Below are 25,047 nucleotides of genomic sequence, written 5' to 3'. Positions count from 1 at the left end.
TATATCGGGTGAATGGAGTTATATGATGGTGAATGATATCAAATTATGTGTGAATGGAGGACGATTATTTCCTGAGAAATAATTTATATTCCGACTATTTTCTTTAATTCGACTAACTTACTTTTAGATAAAGGAACATGTGTTCTTTCATTACCAGATAAAATTAAGCTATAGCTATTTTTAGTCCATGTAACAATTTCTCTAACCTTTTGTAAGTTTACAATATATGACCGATGACAACGGAAGAAACCAAATGGAACTAGACGGTGTTCGAGATCATTAAGTGTTAAGGTACATGGAAATGCATCTCCACTGACATATACATTCACTACTCCATCTACACTTTCAATATAGTCAATTTCAGGTGGATTAAATAATATGAATTTATCATTCAGCTTGGTAGGAATTTTCTCTAATTTAATTAGCTGATTTTCAGTTTCAGGTGTTTTCTCGAATTCTTTTCTCTCCTCTTGTAAATCCAATGGTTCTAATCCCGTTGTATCCAGACGATATAGTTGATCTGATGAACTCAGCAGATCTTCTAAGTTATTCGCCAATAAATATACAATATATCCTTTTTCCTTTAATGTTGTAATGACAATTTCGACAATACGTTTAGTTTCTACATCTAGATTTTGAAAAGGCTCTTCTAAAATATGTATAGGTTGCTCATGCATTAATAATTTGGCAAACCGAACTCTTTGAACTTGTACATCATTTAAATCCTTGATTTTCACACTTTCTTTATCCATCAAACCAGTAATTTTAAGAACATCCTCGAGTACCGCATTTGAATTATATAAAGCCCTTTCAAACTTCAGGCTTTCCATTACTGTTAATCGTTCGTAGCACCCTTCTTTTCTAAAATGAAAGTTTATTTGATTATTGTATTGGAGTTGTTGTACAATATATCCTATTTGTTCTACATCAGAGTATATGCCAGTTACAGCACCCTCATTAAATGGCAATTTGAACGAAGGACAAATTGTGACACCACCAATAACAGACTCAGGAATAACAATCTGTTGAAAATCTTTTGTCATATTTATTAACTTCCTCTCACAAATAATAAAATTATACAACATAATGGAAATTAATTCATTTAAACCAATTAAAATACATATGAAAACTGCTGAATTCGCCTAAAATCAATGCTATTAATAAAAATTAAACCATCTATGATATTAATCATCATAGATGGTTTAATTAATTTCAATCTTGAGTTTATTCTTTGTTTAATAATTCTTTTAATTTTCTTCGCAATAACTTATTTGAACCATTACGAGGTAATTCACTAACGATATAAATTTGATGTGGTACTTTATAATTGGCTAAATGTCCCCTGCAAAACGCGAGCAATTCATCTACATTTACTCTTTCTTTTAAAACAACAAATGCATTTGGTACTTGCCCCCATTTTTCATTCTCTACTCCACATACACCAGCTTCACGCACAGCATCATGTGAGACGAGCACATTTTCAATCTCCGCAGGATATATATTCTCACCACCAGAAATGATTAAATCTGAACGGCGATCAACGACATACAAATAACCCTCATCGTCTAAATAACCAATATCTCCTGAGTGTAACCAGCCATTTTCCTGAGAAGACTTATCTGAAAATCTGCCTATATATCCAGGTGTTACATGAGGACCACGAATTAAAATCTCACCTTGATCAAAAGCTTTCTCTGCACCATCGATACGGATTTGATTGAAAAAGAGTGCTTTACCCGCAGATCCTAATTTACGCAATGCATCTGTACTTGATAAAGTTGCTGTTTGTGAAGATGTTTCTGTCATTCCGTATGTTTGGGAAACATTAAGCCCAAGTTGTTCCGCCCTCTTCAAATAATCGATTGGAACCGGCCCGCCTCCTGCAAGCATTGTTAAAAACTTTGGAGAAACTTTAGCATTTCTAGCTTCCAACTCCGATATAATTCTTTCTAAAGTGACAGAAACAACAGACATTCTTGTTACAGTACCTGCTAATAATTCGTTTACTATTTCTTTAACACTAAATTTAGGATAGAGTTTAATTTCGACACCATGCAATAATGATTTAGCTAGCATGGAAAATCCACTAATATGAAATAATGGCATTGTACAAAGCCAACAATCATCTTCTACTAAACCCATATTATAAACGGAGGAAGTAGCACTTGAAACGTGATTCCCTACCGTTTGACGAACTCCTTTTGGATATCCAGTTGTACCCGATGTATACATGATTGTCATCGTTTGATCATCATCCCACTCGTTTGCAAGAATGAATCCCTCTTCATGACTTGTATAAATTTCATTAAAAGTCAATGATGGCACTTTATTTACTGGCAATTTCCCCACTAGTAAGTCCTCTACTAAAATAAAATCAACTGCCGCATCATCAATTTGATAAGCTAGTTCTTTGTCTGTTAATCGTAAATTTAATAGTACCATTTCACATTGCAAATGCATACAAGCATACATCATCCAAATAATATCGGGATGGGATGGTGCATAAATAGCTACCCTTGATCGCGGCTTTACGCCATTTGCAGTTAACTTTTTCGCTAAAATATGTGCTTTATCATTCGCTTCTTTAAACGTCCACTGTTCTTCTTCAAAGCTAAGTGCAATCCGCTCAGGTGTTAATAGGCTACGTTGTAAAAGCCAGTTTGGTATCATTTTTTCACCCCCTGGTTGTATATGTTGATAAAAAAAGCTGCCCTTGGAGGACAGCTTAGAATGACAACTTTTTTGAGCTGTCTTTTGTTGACGATTACTTGAAGTATTTATTTTGCATATCCAGCACTTACGGGAAACGTGGGAACTGCCCAAAGTCTGGTTCGCGTTTTTCTTTGAATGCGTCGCGACCTTCTTTTGCTTCATCTGTTGTGTAGTAAAGTAAAGTTGCATCTCCAGCGAATTGTTGAAGACCTGCTAAACCATCTGTGTCTGCGTTGAATGACGCTTTTAAGAAGCGTAATGCAGTAGGTGATTTAGAAAGCATTTCTTCACACCATTGAACAGTTTCGTCTTCTAATCTTTCTAGAGGAACAACTGTATTTACTAAGCCCATATCCAATGCTTCTTGTGCATCGTATTGACGGCATAGGTACCAAATTTCACGCGCTTTTTTATGGCCAACGATACGTGCTAAATAACCTGCACCGTAACCAGCGTCAAATGAACCTACTTTAGGTCCAGTTTGTCCGAAGCGAGCGTTTTCTGCTGCGATTGTTAAATCACAAACGATGTGTAACACATGTCCGCCACCAATTGCGTAACCAGCAACCATTGCTACTACAGGTTTTGGCGTGATACGGATTAAATGTTGTAAGTCTAATACGTTTAAACGAGGAATGTTGTCATCTCCAACATAGCCACCGTTTCCACGAACTTTTTGGTCTCCACCTGCGCAGAATGCTTGATCGCCTTCCCCAGTTAAAATAATTACACCGATATTTGCATTATCACGTGCACGTGTAAATGCGTCGATTAATTCTGAAGTTGTTTTTGGTCGGAATGCATTGCGCACTTCCGGACGATTAATTGTAATTTTCGCGATACCATTATAAGATTCATACTTAATATCTTCGTATGTACGCTCTGTTACCCATTGACGAGTCATATATATAATCCTCCTACTTGAAATTTTTAATTTTGTTCCTCTATTATTGTAGCAAAAGTTTTAGGATTTTCCACATGAATTGCATGTCCAGCTTTTGATACGACTACATGCTTACAATTTTGGAATAAATTCTTCATATCGACAGCTTTTTGATAAAACTTTTTATCTAACTCCCCTGTTACTAAAACAACTGGCTTAGTAAAGCTTGTCAGCTCATCCCAATATGAATTTTGTTGTCCTGTACCTATGCCTCTTAAACTATTTGCTAAACCTCTTTCATTTTGCAATAAGCGGCCTGCACGAATTTCCTCTTGAATTTCTTGAGGTAAGTTTTTTTGCGATTCAAATAAGGGTATGTTCTCCCAATAATCCACAAATGCTTGTATACCCTCTTTTTCAAGACGCTCTGCAAGAATATTATCAGCTTTTACTCTGACAGTCCGTTCTTCAATCGTTTGCAAACCTGGTGAAGCACTTTCCAAAATAAGTTGCTCTATTGTTTCAGGGTATTGCAAAGCATAAGCTAATGCAATGCGCCCCCCCATAGAATAACCTACTAACGTGAATTTATTGATACCACGTTGTGCCAACAATCCATGTAAGACTGAAACTTGCTTCTCCATAGAATAATGCTCTACGTTTTTCGGGCTATCTGTGTAGCCATGACCAATCAAATCAATTGCAATGATACGTACTTGATCGCTCATTGAACTTATTACTTTATCCCAGGTTGTAGAGCTACCAGTAAACCCATGTAATAATACAACGGTTTTTTTGACACGTGGATTAATAATTTCATAATGCAAGTTTAAGCCGTTTACTGTCATCATTACGCTTGCCATTTCGCATCTAACTCCTCACCAATCGCTTTCCATAATTTACGATGTGTCTCAACATTTACTTGACGATTCGTAAATACTTCAATCAAGCGTAGCGGTTTTTGTTTTGATGTTTGTAACACTTCTACAAATGCCTCTTTTGTTTCTACAGCCTGATATTCTGCTCCATACATTACTGCGATTTCTTTAAAGTTAAGTCCTGATGGCGTTCCGAATAATTCTTCATAATGTGCTTCTTCTGTAGCTTGTGCTAAATATGAGAAAATACCACCGCCATCATTATTCATCACAATGATTGTCATATTACACTCTTGATATCGTGTCGTGATTAACCCATTCACATCATGTAGGAACGCTAAATCACCAATCAATAAATACGTTTCACGCTGTCTTGCAAGTTGCACACCAAAAGCAGTAGATACAACACCGTCAATGCCATTTGCACCGCGATTCGCAAAAATCTTCACATCTTTTGCCGTTTTGTTGAAAAATGTATCTACATCCCTGATTGGCATACTACTACTAGAAAATAAATCACTTGCTTCAGGTAAATTTGTAAAGAGCGTCGCTGCCATTGCACCCTCATCAGATTGCTCTTGTAAATACTGCTCAATATGTTTTGTTGCAATACCATTTGCAGCAATCCAATTAGATCTATAAATAGCATCGATTGTTGACTCAACAGTGACATCTTCTAACCAGTCACTGACACTTGCATGTACGTGATGTGTTGCAATTGCTAAAGAATCACGGAACATCGGATCTTCATCTATTACTATAAACGTATTAGGTTTAACCAAGGTTAAAAATAATGAAAGAGGTTTAGATACTAACTGTGCGCCAAAGCGAATAACAGTATCAGGTGCCATCGAATTTTTAAAAGCCTCGTTTTTCAAAATAGCATCATACTGATCAATGATATAATCCATACAATCTTCGGGAATATTCGAACGTAAATGAGATAGGCTCTCCACAAGAACTGGCCATTTCACCTTTCGAATAAAATCCCAAACAGCTTTTAATTCCGTTCCTGGATTCATCTCACCAAAGATTAATAATCCTTTTTCAGCTTTGTTAATTGCTATTTCTAATGTATTAAATGCTTTTGTCGAAGGACGTAATTCAGCTCCGTAACTTTCCACAAAGGTCCCACCTGGTAACGTTTCTTGGAAATTGATCAGTAGTGGTTCACGGAACGGTACATTAATTTGTACAGGGCCAGCAGGTGCAGTCGTCGCAATCGACATCGCACGTGCTATATGACGTTCGATAAATGACATTGTCCCTGTTGATGTATCTGGTAGTGGAAAGTCCACTGACCATTTTACATGCGTACCGTATAAATTCACTTGAGCGATTGCTTGTGGTGCTCCGACTTCACGTAATTCATGTGGACGATCCGCCGTTAATATGATCAATGGTACACGCGCATAGCTCGCTTCTACGATTGCAGGGAAGTAATTCGCTGCCGCTGTTCCTGATGTACAAACTAGTACAACCGGTCGCACACTTGCCTTTGCAATACCTAATGCCAAAAATGCTGCAGAACGCTCATCTACTTGACGGTATAAATTAAATTCCTTTGAAGAAGCAAAAGCATAAGCAAGTGGAGTTGAGCGTGAGCCTGGACTCACAACTACATCTCGTGCACCTGCTTTATATAATGACGCAACGAGCTTATAAACATAGCTCGTTAAAGTCTCTTTCTCACTCATGTAATTGTCCTCCTAAAGCTCGTAACATCGGACGGAATTTCACTAAAGTTTCATCGTATTCACTGCTTGGTTGTGAATCAGCCACTATGCCACCACCAGCATATAAAAATGCTTGATCTTTAGCTAAAAGAGCCGAACGAATAGCTACAGCAAATTCCCCGTTACCTTGAGCATCTAGCCACCCAATTGGAGCTGCATAGAGACCGCGATTCATTGGTTCATATTCTCGTATTACTTCCATTGCCTTCATACGAGGTACGCCCCCTAAAGCCGGTGTTGGGTGCAATGTTTTTACTAATTGTAAAACAGTCGCTCCTTCTTTCAATGGACCTTCAACTGGTGTAAACAAATGTTGTATATCTCTAATTTTCAGCAACTGTGGCGCGTTTGGAATTTGATAGCTTGCACAGTTTTCTTTAAATGTCTGTAAGATCATATCCACCACATATTGATGCTCGGAAAGGTTCTTCGTATCATTTAATAAGCTTTGTCCTAGCAAGTCATCTTCTTCAGCCGTTTTCCCACGTTTGATAGAACCCGCAATACACGAAGAGTAAGCATATTTATCGGAAACCTTTACTAAACGCTCAGGTGATGCTCCAAAAAACAATTTACCTTGCTCTTCTAGGCCAAATAAATAGCTTTCTGGCTGCTCCATCATTACTTGTGATAACACATTCGGAGATGTTACTTGTTCTTCAAATTGCAAAGCGAGCGATCTTGCAATAACAACTTTGTCCGCTTCTTTCTGACGTATTAAAGACGTGACCTTGCTGATTGATTCCAAGTATTCTTCTTTATAAGGTTCATAACTGCTCTTTATTTGAGGTTTAGGATAGGTTTTTAATGCCTTTACTTGCGCTGTATGAATTAATTCATCACATTCTTTGCGTAAAGCATTAAGTGCTTCTGTCGTATTCTCTTCTTCAGTGATCAAATGAATACTCACATAAGCTTGATCATTCTTTATCACAAGTTGATATGTTGCAACAGCAAAAAAAGCTTCAGGGAAACCTGTCCATTCACCTGACACTTCATTTTCCGTATCAAATGTAAATCCACCAAACAAAATTGGTTGTATATCATTTTCATCATTCACAACATTTTGCGTTATCTTTTTCCATTGTTGTTCAACGTCATCAAATCTATGTTCTTTTGCATCGCTTGTAATTGTATGAGCATGACCCAAACCTGCAAGCGTAAATGTTTTTTCACGATTTTGCCAAAAAAATCGTTGTCCAGCAAATGATTGCTCACCTGCTTCAAAAAAAGCGAGCGCTGACAATCGACTTACTTCTATTGTTTCTGTATGAAAATATAATGTCGATTGCTCCGTTTCAATTCGGTCGCCGGTTGTTGCTGACAACTTCCGATTCATGAAAATTCCCTCCGTCAACGGATCCCACCAATTAATGGAATCCACTCGTACATACTTAAATATCCTATACTATCATACATCTTTATTGGCAATTCGGCACTTCATTTGCAAAGTTCACTCGCAATTTCTATGTATTCCCGCTAGTAATTTACTAAAAAATTCTAATACAGCTAAAATATAAACGTCATGATAGATTATGTCATGACATTTTGTCTAACAACATATATTCTACTTATGAACAACCTTATTTGAATAAGAACTGAAATCGATCGTAATAAAAGTTTTAAAAATACTAGAAGAGAGTCCAGAAAAGGGGTTATCACTACGAGAAAAAAGTCTGATGCTAAGCAAATAAAGTCAGCATTTATGAAAGTAAAACGAAACCTATTGAAAAAGCCACATATCATTGTAAGCTTTGCAATTGCTTTCTTTTTCCTTTTTATAAGTAATACCACCATTTCAGTTGTAATGGCTAGTAATGGAAAGAAGTTAGCACCGATTCGATTAGATATTGGTGGGAATTCTGTGGCTCGGGAAGTTTTTGATACTTTAAACCGCGCAGACTATGAAATTATGAGTGTCGGATTAATACCATATCCTTATACCATAACTATTTCTCTCCATCTAACCAATGAAGAATTGGAAAAAGAAAAACCAATAGTGACAAAGAAAGTTGAAGAAATTTTGGCAGCCCGCTATATTGACGATTATAAAATCAAAATCGAGAAATTCGAAAATGTTCCGCCTAATGAGTTGCCATCTAAAAGTGAAGAAATCCATAAAGAAATGCTGAACCTCTTCCCTATCATTTCAAAAACCATGAAAAAATTCGGATATGATACACCGCCAAGCATAGCATATAACGATATAAAATTTGGAATCCTCATTATAGAATTACCTAATACTGAAAAAAGAAAAAAGACTATAAAGCAAGCTGTGGAAAAGGCTTTAAAGAAGGAAAAGTTTAAAATAAAAAAAGTTGAATTTAAACTGTATAACAAATCGAAAAGACTTCAAGATTATAGATGGAGTCCAATTATTAGCACTATTTCAGATAATCTTATTGGGAAAAGTGATTACATGCTGAAAGGTATAAGTTATCAAATAAAGAATGGAAAAACCTATATTTCTTTAAACACGGGGTTAGACAAGTCTAAGTCCGAAAATGTCACTTATTTAAAAGAGACTTTCAAGAAATTTTTCACATTAGAATCCACTAAAACCCAGATAAAGAAAGATGCTTACGAATTAATCATTTACGGCAAAAGTAAGCAAGTATTAGTGAAAATAACAAAGAATTAACTTCACTGCAAAAAAACGTTATGACAACCTACGTCATGACGTTTTTTTTATACTTAAATTTATATTTTTTTCACATAAGATAAGAAGTTATTACTCGCGATACCTTTCACTTCATCCTCAGTAAAATGGTCTTGCAATTTCTCTAACAAATTTTGAGTTTGAGATGCATTCTGTAAATTCTCAACAAACTGGTGAATGCCGTCAAAATCTGATCCTAACCCTAAATTCTCTACACCCACTACATTTGCTAAATGCATAAAATGTTGAATCAATACCTGCATTGTAGCAGATTCAGTATGATTGACAATAAACTCTGGATAATAAACTAGATGAATATGACCACCATGTTCTACAAGAGCCTTTGCCTGCTCATCCGTTAAATTACGAGGATGGTCACATAATGCACGTGCATTCGAGTGACTAGCAATAATATGTTTAGCTATCGGTAGTACATCCCAAAATCCTTGCATGTTTAAATGTGATACATCTATGAGTATGTCACGTTCATTTAATAATGCCACAACCTCTTTTGCAAAATCTTTCAAACCTAAATTAGGGTCATTTTGTGCACCATAGGCAACAGCATTCTCATTATTCCAAGTGAGGCCAACTAGTTTCACTCCTGCATCTAATATAGCCTGTAATTTGAATAGATCGGCTCCGATGGCATCACAACCTTCTAATGTTAAAACCGCTCCAATTTCACCTTCTTGTAGCGTTTCTAGTTGATGCCAATCTGTAATATGTACGATCTCCGGATTTGGAGCAAGCACTTGTGTTTGGAATAATTCAATTTGGCGGAGTGCCTCTAAATATTTTCTTCCTTGAGGTATATCTTCATCTACGAAAATCGCAAAAAATTGTACCTTCACTTTTCCTTGCTTTAAGCGTTCTAAATTTGCTTGTAATTGTGGTGCATTTCTAAAATTAAGTGGTTCTTCGGCTATGGACAATTTCCATAACACATCACAATGCAAATCGATAATATTCATATGTTGTACCCCCATTAGCTATCTTACTGCACATATTATACATGGTTACGATGTTTCAGCATAATATCGCTTGTTTGATTTTTGAAATACTTGTGTGCACAATATGACCGATAGTAGCACTGCTATTGCCGAAAATCCTACAGCCACCATTTGTAAAGAAAACCATTCAGCTAGAGCACCGATAATAAAAGTAAATGAAATTTGTATTATACTTAAGAACATTGCTGTTACACTACCAAACCGCCCCATAATTTCTGTTGGCACATTTTTTTGATAGAAAGTATCATATCCTGAGTTGGAGAATGACATAAAGAACCCTAAAAAGATAAATGCTGCAGTTGCTGTCCAAAACCCTACAGAGCTGTAAAATAATAAATAGCCAACTGTGGTCATCAACATACCTACGGCAAAGTATATTTGTAATGATATTTTTTTCACAAACATTGCTGATATTGATGCCCCAATAATTGAGCCTATCCCCGTAATGCTAACGATTACTCCATACATTTGATTAGATAATCCTAAGTTTTGCTTAATAAATGTCACCTCTTGTGAATCTAGAGAAAAAGCAATCATTAAAGCAACTTGGAATAATAAATATACTTTTATAAAATAATGATCTTGTTTTATATATGACTTAACAACTTGCCAATCTACTAACATCATTTTTAAAGAAATTGGTTCACGCTTTAATATTGTTTCATCTTCGATATTTGGTAACAGGTAAATACAAATCGCACAACAAAAGAATGTAACTGCGTTAATCACGACACATATCGTTGTACCTACTGTTGCAATTAGTATACCCGCAAGCGCTGGGCCGATTAAAAACGAACCTGAATTCATCATACTCATAATTGAATTAAATCGTCGTCGATCGGTTTCCTTTACAAATTTCGTAATATAAAAAGTAGAGCTGGGCCCAAAAAAAGAACCTGCCATATTTGCAACAAAGATTATGGTATAAATAATCCAAATCGATCCCATAAAAGGTACAAGTAGCACAAGTAAACCTCTTATCACATCAGAAATTATCATTAATCTTCTCTTATTCTGCCTATCAATTATGGAGCCGGCAAAGAAATTTGTTAGTAACTTTGCAACAGGACCTACAATATAAATACCTGCAACTGCTGCTGCTGATTTGGTCATATCAAGAACCAAGACATTCAACGCGATTATGTAAATCCAATTCCCAAAAAACGAAACGCCAATTCCACTAAGTAATAAAGAATATCTTTTCCACATCCCAATTTTCACCCCTTATTTGTCAATCGATTGATGAAATTGTATTTCCCCCTTCTACATACAATAAAATCTATATATTTCCATTTTATAATTATGTAAATTTAATATGTATATAAATTTCTGAAGATTCCATAAAATATCTTTCTAATTTCACATAGTTGTCATTAATATTGAGCACAACAAAAATGGAACTGTATCCCCACAGTCCCATTTTTACTTTATTCTATTTGATCGCTAGGTGAATCTGAGGAACCGTATGCTTCTACTTCTAGAAAACTGTCCTCATTATCAACAATCGATCTTTCATCCTGTATAGGTCTCTCTGTTGATGCATTTAATAGTTCCTCCTCAACAGGTCTGTCAGTAGGTACCTTATTTTCTGGTACATGTTCAACACATGTCAGTGCTGTTGGAATAGCCTCTAATCGACCAAATGGAATGTCTTCTCCACATTCACTACATTTTCCATAAGAACCATCATCAATAGCTCGCAACGCAGCCTCAAGTTTTTCAATTTCTTGTTCATTATGCTCGCCTATCGCCATTTCTGTTACTTGATCTGTTAAATCAGTTGCTTGATCTGCAGGATGGTTGTCATAATTGGATAACTCTGTTGAGTCTGGGGGCTCATGTGTATATTTTCTTCCCTGCAACACAAATAATTCTTGTATCATTTGATTTTTTAAATTTTGATATTTTGTGTTCGTCATTTTATTCCTCCATTAATATAACCTATTTTTATTATTTCCTATATTTTTTAAATCAAACATAAAAAAGAGTACTGCTTTTTGCAGTACTCTAAATATCCATTCCAGTATAGATTAATATAGCATCTCTTAAAAGTTGTGCTGTACCATTTTGCTCTTTATCATAATAGCTCGTGAAACGTTCATCTGCTGTATACATTTCTGCAAGTCCTGCATGTGCTTCTTTACTATACTTTGGCCAATAATACATTAACCATCGCTTATGTGCTTCGGCAGCACGCTGAGCAACATCACTATCAGCTTGACCAGTTTCCATTGCTTGCTTTAATAATCTCTTCACGTCTTGCTCTAATGCTTGCACTTCTTCATATTGCTGCTCAGTCATTTGTTGCACTTTATTATTGGAAGCATCAACTGTAGTATCTCCGTAATTTTGACGTATCTCTTGACCATATTGTTTTTCATTATCTAAAATCATTTTTTCCTTTAAACCTTCAAACTTTTCTTCATTCGACATTTGAATTCCTCCATTCATAGCACTGATCGTTTTAGTTACCGTTGTTATCATGACATCTAATTGGTGGCGTTTCTCCATTAATGCCTTATAATGCTCCATTAAGGCATTCTTATAGTCAAAATTCTCGACTGTTATGATTTCTTTAATGACTTCTAACTTAAAGCCTAATTCACGATAAAATAATATTTGCTGTAACAAATCAATCTCTTCTTGCCCATAAATACGATAACCTGAAGAATTTACACGTGCAGGTTTTAACAAGCCTAGATCATCATAATAACGCAATGTTCTTGAACTAACTCCTGACAGCTGAGCAAGTTTTTGAATTGTCATTTCCATCTTCTTTCACCTCCATGTTTCTACTATATAGTTTGACGTAACGTTAAGGTCAACAGTATTTAAAATAAAAAATCTAAGTATCGGCAATCAGCCTTTACTTAGTATGTTACTTTCATTATCTGCAAAAATAGCTTTAACTCATTAAAAAAATGCCTTTTCAATTTACTTTCCAAACGCAAAAAAACCATTAGAATCATATTTGATTCTAATGGTTTTTAAAGTATGACCCCTACGGGATTCGAACCCGTGTTACCGCCGTGAAAGGGCGGTGTCTTAACCGCTTGACCAAGGGGCCTATATGGCGGAGAAGGAGGGATTTGAACCCTCGCGCCGCTTACGCGACCTACACCCTTAGCAGGGGCGCCTCTTCAGCCACTTGAGTACTTCCCCATATATGGCTCCGAAGGTAGGACTCGAACCTACGACCGTCCGGTTAACAGCCGGATGCTCTACCACTGAGCTACTTCGGAAAAATTTTAATGGTGGGCCTAAATGGACTCGAACCATCGACCTCACGCTTATCAGGCGTGCGCTCTAACCAGCTGAGCTATAGGCCCATAAAATTGGAGCGGGTGAAGAGAATCGAACTCTCGACAACAGCTTGGAAGGCTGTGGTTTTACCACTAAACTACACCCGCATCATGGTGGGTCAGGACGGAATCGAACCGCCGACACTTAGAGCTTCAATCTAATGCTCTACCAACTGAGCTACTGACCCATGATGATTAATACAATATTTTTAAAAAATGGCGGTCCGGACGGGACTCGAACCCGCGACCTCCTGCGTGACAGGCAGGCATTCTAACCAACTGAACTACCGGACCATTTGGTTGCGGGGACAGGATTTGAACCTGTGACCTTCGGGTTATGAGCCCGACGAGCTACCGAACTGCTCCACCCCGCGATAATGATATTATGAAATTAAATTTTAAAAAATGGAGGAGGAAGAGGGATTCGAACCCCCGCGCGGTATGACCCGCCTGTCGGTTTTCAAGACCGATCCCTTCAGCCAGACTTGGGTATTCCTCCAAAAAATATAACGTTGTGTAGATGGTGGACCTTGCAGGACTCGAACCTGCGACCGGACGGTTATGAGCCGTCTGCTCTAACCAACTGAGCTAAAGGTCCTTTAGTTTGGTTAGTATGGCGGCAGAGGGGATCGAACCCCCGACCTCACGGGTATGAACCGTACGCTCTAGCCAGCTGAGCTACGCCGCCATGATGGTATTAAATTTAGTAATAAATTGGTGGAGCCTAGCGGGATCGAACCGCTGACCTCCTGCGTGCAAGGCAGGCGCTCTCCCAGCTGAGCTAAGGCCCCATAGGGTTGAAAGTATTAATGGTCGGGAAGACAGGATTCGAACCTGCGACCCCTTGGTCCCAAACCAAGTGCTCTACCAAGCTGAGCTACTTCCCGTTAATGGCGCGCCCGGCAGAAGTCGAATCCACAACCTTCTGATCCGTAGTCAGACGCTCTATCCAATTGAGCTACGGGCGCATTTATATCACTTATATTATATTAAAATATGGTGCCGAGGACCGGAATCGAACCGGTACGGTAGTCACCTACCGCAGGATTTTAAGTCCTGTGCGTCTGCCAGTTCCGCCACCCCGGCATATTTTGGAGCGGAAGACGAGGTTCGAACTCGCGACCCCCACCTTGGCAAGGTGGTGTTCTACCACTGAACTACTTCCGCAATATGCTGATAAACTTAAAAATTATGGTGCGGGTGAAGGGAGTCGAACCCCCACGCCTTGCGGCGCTAGATCCTAAGTCTAGTGCGTCTGCCAGTTCCGCCACACCCGCATATAATGTTTTTTAAAAATGGTGAGCCATGTAGGATTCGAACCTACGACCCTCTGATTAAAAGTCAGATGCTCTACCAACTGAGCTAATGGCTCATATAAAATGAATGGTGCCGGCGAAAGGAGTCGAACCCTCGACCTACTGATTACAAGTCAGTTGCTCTACCAACTGAGCTACACCGGCATTGTTTATTTAAAATAATGGTGGAGGATGACGGGATCGAACCGCCGACCCCCTGCTTGTAAGGCAGGTGCTCTCCCAGCTGAGCTAATCCTCCATATTGTTCGCCTAGCAACGTCCTACTCTCACAGGGGGAAACCCCCAACTACCATCGGCGCTAAAGAGCTTAACTTCCGTGTTCGGCATGGGAACGGGTGTGACCTCTTTGCCATCGTCACTAGACTATTTTCTTAAGGACAAGAATTATTATAACATCTTTTTTAAAGTTTAGCAAGTGTTTTTTGCTATTTTAGAAAAGTTTTTTTCTTATTCTCTCAAAACTGGATAAATTACATTGAAGTTCGTTAAGTAAAATTTGGTTAAGTCCTCGATCTATTAGTATTCGTCAGCTCCGTATGTCGCCACACTTCCACCTCGAACCTATCTACCTCATCGTCTTTGAGGGATCTTACTTACTTGCGTAATGGGAAATCTCATCTTGAGGGGGGCTTCATGCTTAGATGCTTTCAGCACTTATCCCGTCCACACATAGCTACCCAGCGATGCCCTTGGCAGAACAACTGGTACACCAGCGGTGTGTCCATCCCGGTCCTCTCGTACTAAGGACAGCTCCTCTCAAATTTCCTACGCCCACGACGGATAGGGACCGAACTGTCTCACGACGTTCTGAACCCAGCTCGCGTACCGCTTTAATGGGCGAACAGCCCAACCCTTGGGACCGACTACAGCCCCAGGATGCGATGAGCCGACATCGAGGTGCCAAACCTCCCCGTCGATGTGGACTCTTGGGGGAGATAAGCCTGTTATCCCCGGGGTAGCTTTTATCCGTTGAGCGATGGCCCTTCCATGCGGAACCACCGGATCACTAAGCCCGTCTTTCGACCCTGCTCGACTTGTAGGTCTCGCAGTCAAGCTCCCTTATGCCTTTACACTCTACGAATGATTTCCAACCATTCTGAGGGAACCTTTGGGCGCCTCCGTTACTCTTTAGGAGGCGACCGCCCCAGTCAAACTGCCCGCCTGACACTGTCTCCTACCCCGCTAAGGGGCATGGGTTAGAAGTTCAATACATCTAGGGTAGTATCCCACCAACGCCTCCTCCGAAGCTGGCGCTCCGGAATCTCTGGCTCCTACCTATCCTGTACAAGATGTATCAAAATTCAATATCAGGCTACAGTAAAGCTCCACGGGGTCTTTCCGTCCTGTCGCGGGTAACCTGCATCTTCACAGGTACTATAATTTCACCGAGTCTCTCGTTGAGACAGTGCCCAGATCGTTACGCCTTTCGTGCGGGTCGGAACTTACCCGACAAGGAATTTCGCTACCTTAGGACCGTTATAGTTACGGCCGCCGTTTACTGGGGCTTCAATTCGCACCTTCGCTTGCGCTAAGCACTCCTCTTAACCTTCCAGCACCGGGCAGGCGTCAGCCCCTATACGTCACCTTACGGTTTTGCAGAGACCTGTGTTTTTGCTAAACAGTCGCCTGGGCCTATTCACTGCGGCTCTCTCGGGCTTTCACCCTACTAGAGCACCCCTTCTCCCGAAGTTACGGGGTCATTTTGCCGAGTTCCTTAACGAGAGTTCTCTCGCACACCTTAGGATTCTCTCCTCGACTACCTGTGTCGGTTTGCGGTACGGGCACCTTTTACCTCGCTAGAGGCTTTTCTTGGCAGTGTGAAATCAGGAACTCCGGACATACGTCCTCGTCATCACAGCTCAACGTTATAGAAATGGGATTTGCCTCATTTCACGCCTCACTGCTTGAACATGCATAACCAACAGCATGCTTACCCTATCCTACTGCGTCCCCCCATTGCTCAAATGGTAAATAGGTGGTACAGGAATATCAACCTGTTGTCCATCGCCTACGCCTATCGGCCTCGGCTTAGGTCCCGACTAACCCTGAGCGGACGAGCCTTCCTCAGGAAACCTTAGTCATTCGGTGGACGGGATTCTCACCCGTCTTTCGCTACTCATACCGGCATTCTCACTTCTAAGCGCTCCACCAGTCCTTCCGGTCTGACTTCACAGCACTTAGAACGCTCTCCTACCACGGACATCTAAGATGTCCATCCACAGCTTCGGTGAATTGTTTAGCCCCGATACATTTTCGGCGCAGCGTCACTCGACCAGTGAGCTATTACGCACTCTTTAAATGATGGCTGCTTCTGAGCCAACATCCTGGTTGTCTAAGCAACGTCACATCCTTTTCCACTTAACAATTACTTTGGGACCTTAGCTGGTGGTCTGGGCTGTTTCCCTCTTGACTACGGATCTTATCACTCGCAGTCTGACTCCCGTGCATAAATCACTGGCATTCGGAGTTTGTCTGAATTCGGTAATCCGGGATGGACCCCTAGTTCAAACAGTGCTCTACCTCCAGGATTCTTTATCACGAGGCTAGCCCTAAAGCTATTTCGGAGAGAACCAGCTATCTCCAGGTTCGATTGGAATTTCTCCGCTACCCACACCTCATCCCCGCACTTTTCAACGTACGTGGGTTCGGGCCTCCAGTAAGTGTTACCTTACCTTCACCCTGGACATGGGTAGATCACCTGGTTTCGGGTCTACAACCACATACTCATTCGCCCTATTCAGACTCGCTTTCGCTGCGGCTCCGTCTTCTAAAACTTAACCTCGCATGTAATCGTAACTCGCCGGTTCATTCTACAAAAGGCACGCTATCACCCATTAACGGGCTCTAACTACTTGTAGGCACATGGTTTCAGGATCTATTTCACTCCCCTTCCGGGGTGCTTTTCACCTTTCCCTCACGGTACTGGTTCACTATCGGTCACTAGGTAGTATTTAGCCTTGGGAGATGGTCCTCCCAGATTCCGACGGAATTTCACGTGTTCCGCCGTACTCAGGATACACTCAAGAGAGAATGAACTTTCAACTACAGGGCTGTTACCTGCTCTGGCGGGCCTTTCCAGACCGCTTCGTTTAACTCATTCCTTTGTAACTCCATATAGAGTGTCCTACAACCCCAAGAGGCAAGCCTCTTGGTTTGGGCTATTCCCGTTTCGCTCGCCGCTACTCAGGGAATCGATTTTTCTTTCTCTTCCTCCAGGTACTTAGATGTTTCAGTTCCCTGGGTCTGCCATCAAGACGCTATGTATTCACGTCAAGATACTGCTCCATTACGAACAGTGGGTTCCCCCATTCGGAAATCTCCGGATCAAAGCTCACTTACAGCTCCCCGAAGCATATCGGTGTTAGTGCCGTCCTTCTTCGGCTCCTAGTGCCAAGGCATCCGCCATGCGCCCTTAATAACTTAACCTAAAAGTTAGTTATTAAGCCTAAAAAACTTAATAATAAAAAATGTGTTACTTAATTTGCTTCAATGTCGTTTTATCCAGTTTTCAAAGAACAAGGTTTTGAAGATCATTTTACAATGAGCCTTCAAAACTGAACGCAAGACGTTAATCGACAGATCCAAGATCTGTTTCCGTAATTATCCTTAGAAAGGAGGTGATCCAGCCGCACCTTCCGATACGGCTACCTTGTTACGACTTCACCCCAATCATCTATCCCACCTTCGGCGGCTGGCTCCATAAAGGTTACCTCACCGACTTCGGGTGTTACAAACTCTCGTGGTGTGACGGGCGGTGTGTACAAGGCCCGGGAACGTATTCACCGTGGCATGCTGATCCACGATTACTAGCGATTCCGGCTTCATGTAGGCGAGTTGCAGCCTACAATCCGAACTGAGAACGATTTTATGAGATTAGCATACCCTCGCGAGTTAGCGACTCTTTGTATCGTCCATTGTAGCACGTGTGTAGCCCAGGTCATAAGGGGCATGATGATTTGACGTCATCCCCACCTTCCTCCGGTTTGTCACCGGCAGTCACCTTAGAGTGCCCAACTAAATGATGGCAACTAAGATCAAGGGTTGCGCTCGTTGCGGGACTTAACCCAACATCTCACGACACGAGCTGACGACAACCATGCACCACCTGTCACCAATGTCCCCGAAGGGAAAACTCTATCTCTAGAGCGGTCATTGGGATGTCAAGACCTGGTAAGGTTCTTCGCGTTGCTTCGAATTAAACCACATGCTCCACCGCTTGTGCGGGCCCCCGTCAATTCCTTTGAGTTTCAACCTTGCGGCCGTACTCCCCAGGCGGAGTGCTTAATGCGTTAGCTGCAGCACTAAGGGGCGGAAACCCCCTAACACTTAGCACTCATCGTTTACGGCGTGGACTACCAGGGTATCTAATCCTGTTTGCTCCCCACGCTTTCGCGCCTCAGTGTCAGTTACAGACCAGAAAGTCGCCTTCGCCACTGGTGTTCCTCCAAATCTCTACGCATTTCACCGCTACACTTGGAATTCCACTTTCCTCTTCTGCACTCAAGTCTCCCAGTTTCCAATGACCCTCCACGGTTGAGCCGTGGGCTTTCACATCAGACTTAAGAAACCACCTGCGCGCGCTTTACGCCCAATAAATCCGGACAACGCTTGCCACCTACGTATTACCGCGGCTGCTGGCACGTAGTTAGCCGTGGCTTTCTAATAAGGTACCGTCAAGGTACGTTCAGTTACTAACGTACTTGTTCTTCCCTTACAACAGAGTTTTACGATCCGAAAACCTTCATCACTCACGCGGCGTTGCTCCATCAGACTTTCGTCCATTGTGGAAGATTCCCTACTGCTGCCTCCCGTAGGAGTTTGGGCCGTGTCTCAGTCCCAATGTGGCCGATCACCCTCTCAGGTCGGCTATGCATCGTTGCCTTGGTAGGCCGTTACCCCACCAACTAGCTAATGCACCGCGGGCCCATCTAGTAGTGACAGCCGAAACCGCCTTTCAGCATTTTGCCATGTGACAAAATGGATTATTCGGTATTAGCCCCGGTTTCCCGGAGTTATCCCAATCTACTAGGTAGGTTGCCCACGTGTTACTCACCCGTCCGCCGCTAAATCAGAAGAAGCAAGCTTCTTCATCATTCGCTCGACTTGCATGTATTAGGCACGCCGCCAGCGTTCGTCCTGAGCCAGGATCAAACTCTCCATAAAAGTAGTTTGAAAGCTCATTAGCTTTGCTAGCGTATCATCCGAAGATGATATCTATTTTTGTTTTGATCCACCAACAGAGTTGATGTTCAAAAACATTTATTGATTAACGTCTTGCATGTTCAGTTTTCAAGGTTCATTTTGTTGTCGTTTCGTAAGCGACTTCAATATCTTATCATCATCTGTTTTCTTTGTCAAATACTTTTTTGAAAAAGTTTTTTAAGATGTTGTATTCATATTTTGTAGCACGTCTTAACGACATTTATTACTATACAGCATGCTATTTTAAAAATCAACAGTTTTTTTAAAATAACTTTATATTCTTTTTTCATTAATTATATACAGCATAATATAGGATGTTACAATCACACCTATTACTTGAGTATGCATTAGTTTTTCATGAAATAGAATATACTTTAAGTTTACCACACATTACCGCTCCAATTGTTTCAAATAGATCCGCTATTGAGCACACTTTCATACTCACTCATTATAAAGACTCCTTAAAAGATTATGTCCTAACAAATTGGGTACTATAGCTAGTATAGTAAAACAATTCAATAGAAGAATCTAGTCAATATGATTCCTCTTAAATAGGAAATTAGAAAAATTAAGTAATTGTACGAACCTAATATTCATTGTATATGTCATTAATGCTAAACTTTTTCGGAACTCTTGCTCATATAACTAATAACCGGTTGCTAATGCGTAAGCTACAAATAACAAAAAAGTTGAACCATTTACCATTAAGTCTCACTCCCCTACTTATTAGTACACTCTTTTTGTTTGCAATACAACCGGATAAATAGTGTTTTAGAATAAAGTTTTTTTTATGGAAGAATTACATTCCTACAAAAGCACAGGCTGTAATGTAAAAAGAACTGTTGAACTTACTACCGAGATGTAACTTAATGATTCAAACCATAGAATGAATTGAATCATTAAAAATTAACTCACATCAATTGAATACAGCCAATTACTTTTTTAAATTGGCCTATTTTATTCTTAAATTTCATAAAGAATATTGAAGAAATAAATAAAATCAAAAAAGCATTCAATAAAAAAGTTATGACGTTGGAATCTGTACAGCCTGCAAGTGTAACTTAAATAGCAGAAAAGGGTAAATTCCCCAACCACATAGTGTACAATACGAATACTAGATGTACATAATTTTAACTTGAGCAAACGGCGTTCGAAATAAAAAAAATGAAACTAAGGAGGAATACTATATTGAATTTCTTACTGGATAACACTTTAACTCATGAAATGTTTATTAAGTTGATTGTTGCAGCTACGTTGAGTTTAGTCATCGGTATTGAAAGAGAGTTGAAAAGAAAACCTGTTGGATTGAAAACAAGTTTAGTCATTGCCACGTTCAGCTGTTTGTTAACAATCATTTCAATAGAATCGGTTTATAACGCTAAACCAGTACCCGGCATAAATGTCACAATGGATCCACTCCGCTTAGCTGCACAAATAGTCAGTGGAATTGGTTTTTTGGGTGCTGGAGTAATCTTACGTAGAGGTAATGACAATATAAGCGGCTTAACAACTGCCGCTATGATTTGGGGAGCTGCAGGAATTGGTATTGCAGTTGGTGCAGGTTTTTATGGGCAAGCTATTATTGCTGTAGTTATTATTATGATTGGTGTAGAAATTCTTGCTCCAATTTTCATGAAATTTGGACCTAAGCGACTTCGTATGCGTGAAGTATCATTAAAGATAGGCGTTAAAAATACACAAGATATCAATGATATTTTACTATTTTTACAGAAGAATGATATGGATGTAGATAATATGCGTATTAAAGACATTCGTCTAGAGAATAATGAATTTAAGCATGAAGTTGATTTACGTTTTTCTTCTCTTCCCAAAAAAGATACTATTTCATTATATAACAGCATTCGCGAACAACCTTATATAGAAGAAATAGAAATTGAAATCCTGTCTTAGAGGAGGCATTTTATGAGTAATGTTTGGAGTTTGTTAAAAAAAGGAAATAAACCCTCGCTATTAGCGGCTTTTGTCAATTTATTTTTAGGTGTATTAAAAGGAGTCGCTTTCTTCTTTACAGGGAACATTGCAATGTTTGCAGAAATGATGCACTCATTAGGAGACTCCGCCAACCAATTCTTTGTTTTTATAGGCTCTGCTTTATCTAAAAAAGCACCCACTCGACAATTCCCAAAAGGTTTCGGCCGTGTTGTTAATTTAGTGTGTTTAGGTGCCGTTATTATTGTAGGAATATTATCTTACGAAACAATTAAAGAAGGCTGGCATCAAATTACTCACCCCGCTACTTCGAATGGTATGTGGATTAGTTTGAGCGTTTTAGGAATTGGTATTGTATTAGAAGGTATTGTGTTAATGAAGGCAGCGAAAGAAATTCTTCATGATTCAAATGAGTCAGCCACTTTCTTTTCAGCCCTACCGAGGGCCTTTGCCAATTTAAACCGAGCAAAACCTGCAACAAAGCTTGTCTTTATGGAAGATTTAGTAGCAACTTTAGGTGGCGTTTTAGCTTTTGTAGCTGTGATAATCGCACATTTCACTGGATTCTTACAAGTAGAGGGTATTGCATCTATTCTAATTGGTCTCATGATGTTCTACGTAGTTGGTGTCGTATTCCTAGAAAATGCTCGTGGAGTCATTGGTGAAACCGATGAAGAAATGCTAAATCATATCGCACGTTTATTATGGGAAGATAAAAATGTGCGTGATATACAAAAATTAGAAGTGGTAAAAGAAGGTGAATTTTTACACGTAGAGGTTCTTGCTGAAATAGATCCTACGCTTACTTTTGCTGAGGTTGATGATATTAGGGATCATTTGATGAAGATTTTATTATCGCAAACTAAAGTTTCAAAAGTAACAGTTGCTTTTGACGAAGATGATGGTATTACAAACTGGAATCACCTTGACGATAACCTTAACAATATGAAGTAAATAAAAGATTGGGACGCATTGTTATCTGTATTTCAATAACATGCTTCCCTTTCATACATAACCAATTGAAAAGAGAGATGAAAATGCAAAAAACAATATTAATTAGCGATATACACGGTGAATTAAAAAAATTCCAAGAACTCTTAACTCTAGCAAATTATTCACCAGATGAAGACAGATTAGTTTTACTGGGTGATTATATTGATCGAGGACCTAATTCTGCTGATGTGTTAGATTTAATCATGAAGTTACAGCAAAACGGAGCGATTGTTTTAATTGGCAATCACGAAAATTTAATGGAAAAAGCATTTACGGAAAAAACGGAATACGCTTGGAAACATTGGACCGAACGGTGTGGAGGTAAAGAAACCTTACTTAGCTACGGCTTTTCTAAGGAAGAGATTCAAGGAATTGGGGAAGGTGAACAGTTCACTGTTCCACAATTACAATCTAAAAAGCTTGATGAGCATTTAGCATTCATAAAAAATTTACATATATATATAGAAGACGAAGATTATATATTCGTGCATGCAGGAATTGATCCTCATATCCCTGTAAGCGAAACGGAAAAAGAAACACTTATTTGGATTCGCGAAGAATTTTATAACGGTTATACTGGCAGTAAAACAATAGTATTTGGACATACTCCAACTTCTAATTTACACCAAAGTGAAAATAACCATAATGTTTATTTTGGACAAAATAATATTATTGGTATTGATGGAGGCGCCGTTTTTGGCGGTCAATTGAATTGTCTAGAACTACCTAGTAAGAGGATTTGCTTTATTAAATAAAAACTCGTATGATTTTCGACATCACAACACACTCTAGCTGTATGAGGAGGTGTTATGATGAGCGTTATACAAAGAACGGCCTTATTTTTCACTATTATCGGTGCTTTAAATTGGGGTGTTATTGGCTTATTTCAATTTGATGTTGTCGCAAGTCTTTTTGGTGGACAAGCTAGTGTGGTATCGAGAATCATCTATACTATTGTAGGAATTGCTGGTCTAGTGAATTTGTGGATACTCTTTAGACCTTCAGAAGAAATAGAGCGTTCAGAACCTCAAGTTGCGCGTACGATGTAATGCCTAATATGTAAAAACCCCCAAGAACACTTTTATGTTCTTGGGGGTTACTTTTTAGATTAACGATTATACCCAGCCTCTGAAGCGAGAAGCCTCAGCTGTTTTGCGTACACCTACCATATAAGCTGCTAAACGCATATCGATACCACGTGTTGTTGCAACTGTATAGACATTATCAAATGCATCAACCATTTTCTTAAGAAGTTTTTCATTTACTTCGTCTTCTGACCAGTAATAGCCTTGGTTGTTTTGAACCCATTCAAAGTAAGAAACTGTAACGCCTCCAGCACTTGCTAGTACGTCTGGTACTAGTAGAATGCCACGGTCATTTAAAATTTTAGTCGCTTCTGAAGTTGTCGGGCCATTTGCTGCTTCTACTACAATACTTGCACGTATATTATGTGCATTGTCCGCAGTAATTTGATTTTCAATCGCAGCAGGAACTAAAATATCACAATCTAATTCAAGCAGTTCTTTATTGGAGATTGTATTTTCAAAAAGAGTTGTAACAGTACCAAAACTGTCACGACGATCTAGTAAATAATCAATGTCCAGACCTTCTGGATCATGCAAAGCTCCGTGAGCATCAGAGATACCAATAACTTTAGCACCTAAATCACTCATGAATTTAGCTAGGAAACTACCTGCGTTACCAAATCCTTGGATAACGACACGTGCACCTTTAATGTCAATATTACGACGTTTAGCTGCTTCTTCAATCACAATTGTAACACCTTGTGCAGTTGCGCGGTCACGACCTTGTGAACCACCTAAAACAATAGGTTTACCAGTGATGAAACCTGGAGAGTTGAATTCATCAATACGACTGTATTCATCCATCATCCACGCCATGATTTGTGAGTTCGTGAAAACGTCTGGAGCAGGAATATCTTTTGTTGGTCCAACGAATTGGCTAATAGCACGAACATAGCCACGACTTAGTCTTTCAATTTCCCCCATAGACATTTGACGTGGATCACAGATGATACCACCTTTACCACCGCCATAAGGTAAATCAACAATACCTGCTTTTAAAGTCATCCACATTGAAAGCGCTTTAACTTCATCTTCAGAAACTTGCGGATGGAAGCGCACGCCACCTTTTGTAGGACCTACTGCATCATTATGTTGTGCACGGTAGCCTGTGAATACTTTCACTTTTCCATCATCCATTTTAATTGGAATACGTACTTCTAGCATGCGTAGTGGCTCTTTTAAAAGTTCATACATTCCCTCATCGTAGCCTAGCTTGTGAAGAGCTTCGTGAATAACCGCCTGTGTTGATGTAAACAGGTTAAGATTTTCTGCCATTTGATTTTCTCGCCTCTTTATTCGTAATGTTTTTTTACTGTAT

General features: G+C 39.6%; 16 protein-coding genes, 20 tRNA genes and 3 rRNA genes. 5 read left to right on the top strand and 34 right to left on the bottom strand.

Going from position 1 to position 25,047, the window contains the following annotated elements:
* Nucleotides 1–83: 83 nt before the first annotated feature.
* The 6 genes from MKY02_RS04395 to MKY02_RS04370 form a co-directional block, all read right to left on the bottom strand.
* The gene (locus MKY02_RS04395) at nucleotides 84–1,043 is read right to left on the bottom strand and encodes a response regulator transcription factor (RefSeq protein ID WP_076035346.1); all 960 of its coding nucleotides are present in this window, start codon (nucleotides 1,041–1,043) and stop codon (nucleotides 84–86) included.
* 181 nt (nucleotides 1,044–1,224) lie between these two features.
* Nucleotides 1,225–2,670 (bottom strand): o-succinylbenzoate--CoA ligase, encoded by a 1,446-nt coding sequence (locus MKY02_RS04390; RefSeq protein ID WP_038188160.1) that lies wholly within the window; start codon nucleotides 2,668–2,670, stop codon nucleotides 1,225–1,227.
* Between the two features lie 127 nt (nucleotides 2,671–2,797).
* Complete coding sequence (menB, locus tag MKY02_RS04385) at nucleotides 2,798–3,616, bottom strand: 1,4-dihydroxy-2-naphthoyl-CoA synthase (RefSeq protein WP_038188163.1); 819 nt, start codon at nucleotides 3,614–3,616, stop codon at nucleotides 2,798–2,800.
* Between the two features lie 26 nt (nucleotides 3,617–3,642).
* Nucleotides 3,643–4,458 carry a 2-succinyl-6-hydroxy-2,4-cyclohexadiene-1-carboxylate synthase gene (gene menH, locus MKY02_RS04380; RefSeq protein WP_340710689.1) on the bottom strand — a complete coding sequence of 272 codons (816 nt, stop codon included), beginning with the start codon at nucleotides 4,456–4,458 and terminating at the stop codon, nucleotides 3,643–3,645.
* On the bottom strand, nucleotides 4,446–6,170 hold the full coding sequence (menD, locus tag MKY02_RS04375) for a 2-succinyl-5-enolpyruvyl-6-hydroxy-3-cyclohexene-1-carboxylic-acid synthase (protein ID WP_340710687.1): 1,725 nt from the start codon (nucleotides 6,168–6,170) through the stop codon (nucleotides 4,446–4,448). The genes menH and menD overlap by 13 nt, the downstream gene beginning before the upstream one ends.
* Nucleotides 6,163–7,548, bottom strand: coding sequence for an isochorismate synthase (locus MKY02_RS04370; protein ID WP_340710686.1), 1,386 nt, complete (start codon nucleotides 7,546–7,548; stop codon nucleotides 6,163–6,165). Before MKY02_RS04370 ends, menD begins: the two co-directional genes overlap by 8 nt.
* Before the next feature lie 366 nt (nucleotides 7,549–7,914).
* Here MKY02_RS04370 and MKY02_RS04365 point away from each other — a divergent pair, with 366 nt between their 5' ends.
* On the top strand, nucleotides 7,915–8,850 hold the full coding sequence (locus tag MKY02_RS04365) for a hypothetical protein (RefSeq protein ID WP_340710685.1): 936 nt from the start codon (nucleotides 7,915–7,917) through the stop codon (nucleotides 8,848–8,850).
* 59 nt (nucleotides 8,851–8,909) lie between these two features.
* On the opposite strand, the gene MKY02_RS04360 is transcribed toward MKY02_RS04365, so the two are convergent.
* From MKY02_RS04360 to MKY02_RS04230, 27 genes are all read right to left on the bottom strand, one after another.
* Complete coding sequence (locus tag MKY02_RS04360; protein WP_038188170.1) at nucleotides 8,910–9,842, bottom strand: dipeptidase; 933 nt, start codon at nucleotides 9,840–9,842, stop codon at nucleotides 8,910–8,912.
* Between the two features lie 45 nt (nucleotides 9,843–9,887).
* Nucleotides 9,888–11,090, bottom strand: coding sequence for an MFS transporter (locus MKY02_RS04355; protein ID WP_340708754.1), 1,203 nt, complete (start codon nucleotides 11,088–11,090; stop codon nucleotides 9,888–9,890).
* A gap of 218 nt (nucleotides 11,091–11,308) precedes the next feature.
* Entirely contained in the window at nucleotides 11,309–11,800 is a 492-nt protein-coding gene (locus MKY02_RS04350) for a TraR/DksA C4-type zinc finger protein (RefSeq protein ID WP_051448792.1), read from the bottom strand.
* An 88-nt stretch (nucleotides 11,801–11,888) separates the two neighbouring features.
* Nucleotides 11,889–12,653, bottom strand: coding sequence for a MerR family transcriptional regulator (locus MKY02_RS04345; RefSeq protein WP_340710684.1), 765 nt, complete (start codon nucleotides 12,651–12,653; stop codon nucleotides 11,889–11,891).
* Between the two features lie 223 nt (nucleotides 12,654–12,876).
* Nucleotides 12,877–12,948 (bottom strand) — tRNA-Glu (locus MKY02_RS04340).
* Nucleotides 12,949–12,952: 4 nt separating this feature from the next.
* Nucleotides 12,953–13,043, bottom strand: a tRNA-Ser gene (locus MKY02_RS04335).
* Nucleotides 13,044–13,048: 5 nt separating this feature from the next.
* Nucleotides 13,049–13,123, bottom strand: a tRNA-Asn gene (locus tag MKY02_RS04330).
* A gap of 10 nt (nucleotides 13,124–13,133) precedes the next feature.
* A tRNA-Ile gene (locus MKY02_RS04325) sits at nucleotides 13,134–13,210 on the bottom strand.
* Nucleotides 13,211–13,217: 7 nt separating this feature from the next.
* Nucleotides 13,218–13,291: transfer RNA gene (locus MKY02_RS04320), tRNA-Gly, on the bottom strand.
* A gap of 4 nt (nucleotides 13,292–13,295) precedes the next feature.
* Nucleotides 13,296–13,371, bottom strand: a tRNA-Phe gene (locus MKY02_RS04315).
* 29 nt (nucleotides 13,372–13,400) lie between these two features.
* A tRNA-Asp gene (locus MKY02_RS04310) sits at nucleotides 13,401–13,477 on the bottom strand.
* 3 nt (nucleotides 13,478–13,480) lie between these two features.
* Nucleotides 13,481–13,557, bottom strand: a tRNA-Met gene (locus MKY02_RS04305).
* A 32-nt stretch (nucleotides 13,558–13,589) separates the two neighbouring features.
* Nucleotides 13,590–13,682: transfer RNA gene (locus MKY02_RS04300), tRNA-Ser, on the bottom strand.
* Nucleotides 13,683–13,704: 22 nt separating this feature from the next.
* A tRNA-Ile gene (locus MKY02_RS04295) sits at nucleotides 13,705–13,781 on the bottom strand.
* A gap of 16 nt (nucleotides 13,782–13,797) precedes the next feature.
* Nucleotides 13,798–13,871, bottom strand: a tRNA-Met gene (locus tag MKY02_RS04290).
* Nucleotides 13,872–13,898: 27 nt separating this feature from the next.
* Nucleotides 13,899–13,974: transfer RNA gene (locus MKY02_RS04285), tRNA-Ala, on the bottom strand.
* Nucleotides 13,975–13,993: 19 nt separating this feature from the next.
* Nucleotides 13,994–14,070 (bottom strand) — tRNA-Pro (locus MKY02_RS04280).
* 4 nt (nucleotides 14,071–14,074) lie between these two features.
* Nucleotides 14,075–14,151: transfer RNA gene (locus MKY02_RS04275), tRNA-Arg, on the bottom strand.
* 29 nt (nucleotides 14,152–14,180) lie between these two features.
* Nucleotides 14,181–14,269, bottom strand: a tRNA-Leu gene (locus tag MKY02_RS04270).
* Nucleotides 14,270–14,275: 6 nt separating this feature from the next.
* A tRNA-Gly gene (locus tag MKY02_RS04265) sits at nucleotides 14,276–14,350 on the bottom strand.
* A 25-nt stretch (nucleotides 14,351–14,375) separates the two neighbouring features.
* Nucleotides 14,376–14,460: transfer RNA gene (locus MKY02_RS04260), tRNA-Leu, on the bottom strand.
* A gap of 19 nt (nucleotides 14,461–14,479) precedes the next feature.
* A tRNA-Lys gene (locus MKY02_RS04255) sits at nucleotides 14,480–14,555 on the bottom strand.
* Nucleotides 14,556–14,567: 12 nt separating this feature from the next.
* Nucleotides 14,568–14,643 (bottom strand) — tRNA-Thr (locus tag MKY02_RS04250).
* Between the two features lie 18 nt (nucleotides 14,644–14,661).
* Nucleotides 14,662–14,737 (bottom strand) — tRNA-Val (locus MKY02_RS04245).
* A 9-nt stretch (nucleotides 14,738–14,746) separates the two neighbouring features.
* A 5S ribosomal RNA gene (gene rrf, locus MKY02_RS04240) occupies nucleotides 14,747–14,862 on the bottom strand.
* 133 nt (nucleotides 14,863–14,995) lie between these two features.
* Nucleotides 14,996–17,925, bottom strand: a 23S ribosomal RNA gene (locus MKY02_RS04235).
* 184 nt (nucleotides 17,926–18,109) lie between these two features.
* Nucleotides 18,110–19,662, bottom strand: a 16S ribosomal RNA gene (locus MKY02_RS04230).
* The 16S, 23S and 5S rRNA genes sit together here with 20 tRNA genes alongside, the layout of an rRNA operon.
* 1,227 nt (nucleotides 19,663–20,889) lie before the next feature.
* Here MKY02_RS04230 and MKY02_RS04225 point away from each other — a divergent pair.
* The 4 genes from MKY02_RS04225 to MKY02_RS04210 all read left to right on the top strand — a co-directional run bounded on the left by MKY02_RS04225 (nucleotide 20,890) and on the right by MKY02_RS04210 (nucleotide 23,693).
* Nucleotides 20,890–21,612, top strand: a complete 723-nt coding sequence (locus MKY02_RS04225; RefSeq protein WP_038188464.1) for an MgtC/SapB family protein — start codon at nucleotides 20,890–20,892, stop codon at nucleotides 21,610–21,612.
* 12 nt (nucleotides 21,613–21,624) lie between these two features.
* Entirely contained in the window at nucleotides 21,625–22,605 is a 981-nt protein-coding gene (locus MKY02_RS04220) for a cation diffusion facilitator family transporter (protein WP_038188467.1), read from the top strand.
* An 83-nt stretch (nucleotides 22,606–22,688) separates the two neighbouring features.
* Nucleotides 22,689–23,399, top strand: coding sequence for a metallophosphoesterase family protein (locus MKY02_RS04215; RefSeq protein WP_038188470.1), 711 nt, complete (start codon nucleotides 22,689–22,691; stop codon nucleotides 23,397–23,399).
* A gap of 57 nt (nucleotides 23,400–23,456) precedes the next feature.
* Nucleotides 23,457–23,693, top strand: coding sequence for a DUF378 domain-containing protein (locus MKY02_RS04210; RefSeq protein WP_038188473.1), 237 nt, complete (start codon nucleotides 23,457–23,459; stop codon nucleotides 23,691–23,693).
* 66 nt (nucleotides 23,694–23,759) lie between these two features.
* On the opposite strand, the gene MKY02_RS04205 is transcribed toward MKY02_RS04210, so the two are convergent.
* Complete coding sequence (locus tag MKY02_RS04205) at nucleotides 23,760–25,004, bottom strand: Glu/Leu/Phe/Val family dehydrogenase (protein ID WP_340710683.1); 1,245 nt, start codon at nucleotides 25,002–25,004, stop codon at nucleotides 23,760–23,762.
* Nucleotides 25,005–25,047 lie beyond the last annotated feature (43 nt).

The organism is Viridibacillus sp. FSL R5-0888 (assembly GCF_038009105.1).
Classification (GTDB): Bacteria; Bacillota; Bacilli; order Bacillales_A; family Planococcaceae; genus Viridibacillus; species Viridibacillus arenosi.
The sequence above is the reverse complement of the archived record's forward strand: the minus strand, read 5'-3'. Positions and strand labels throughout refer to the sequence as shown.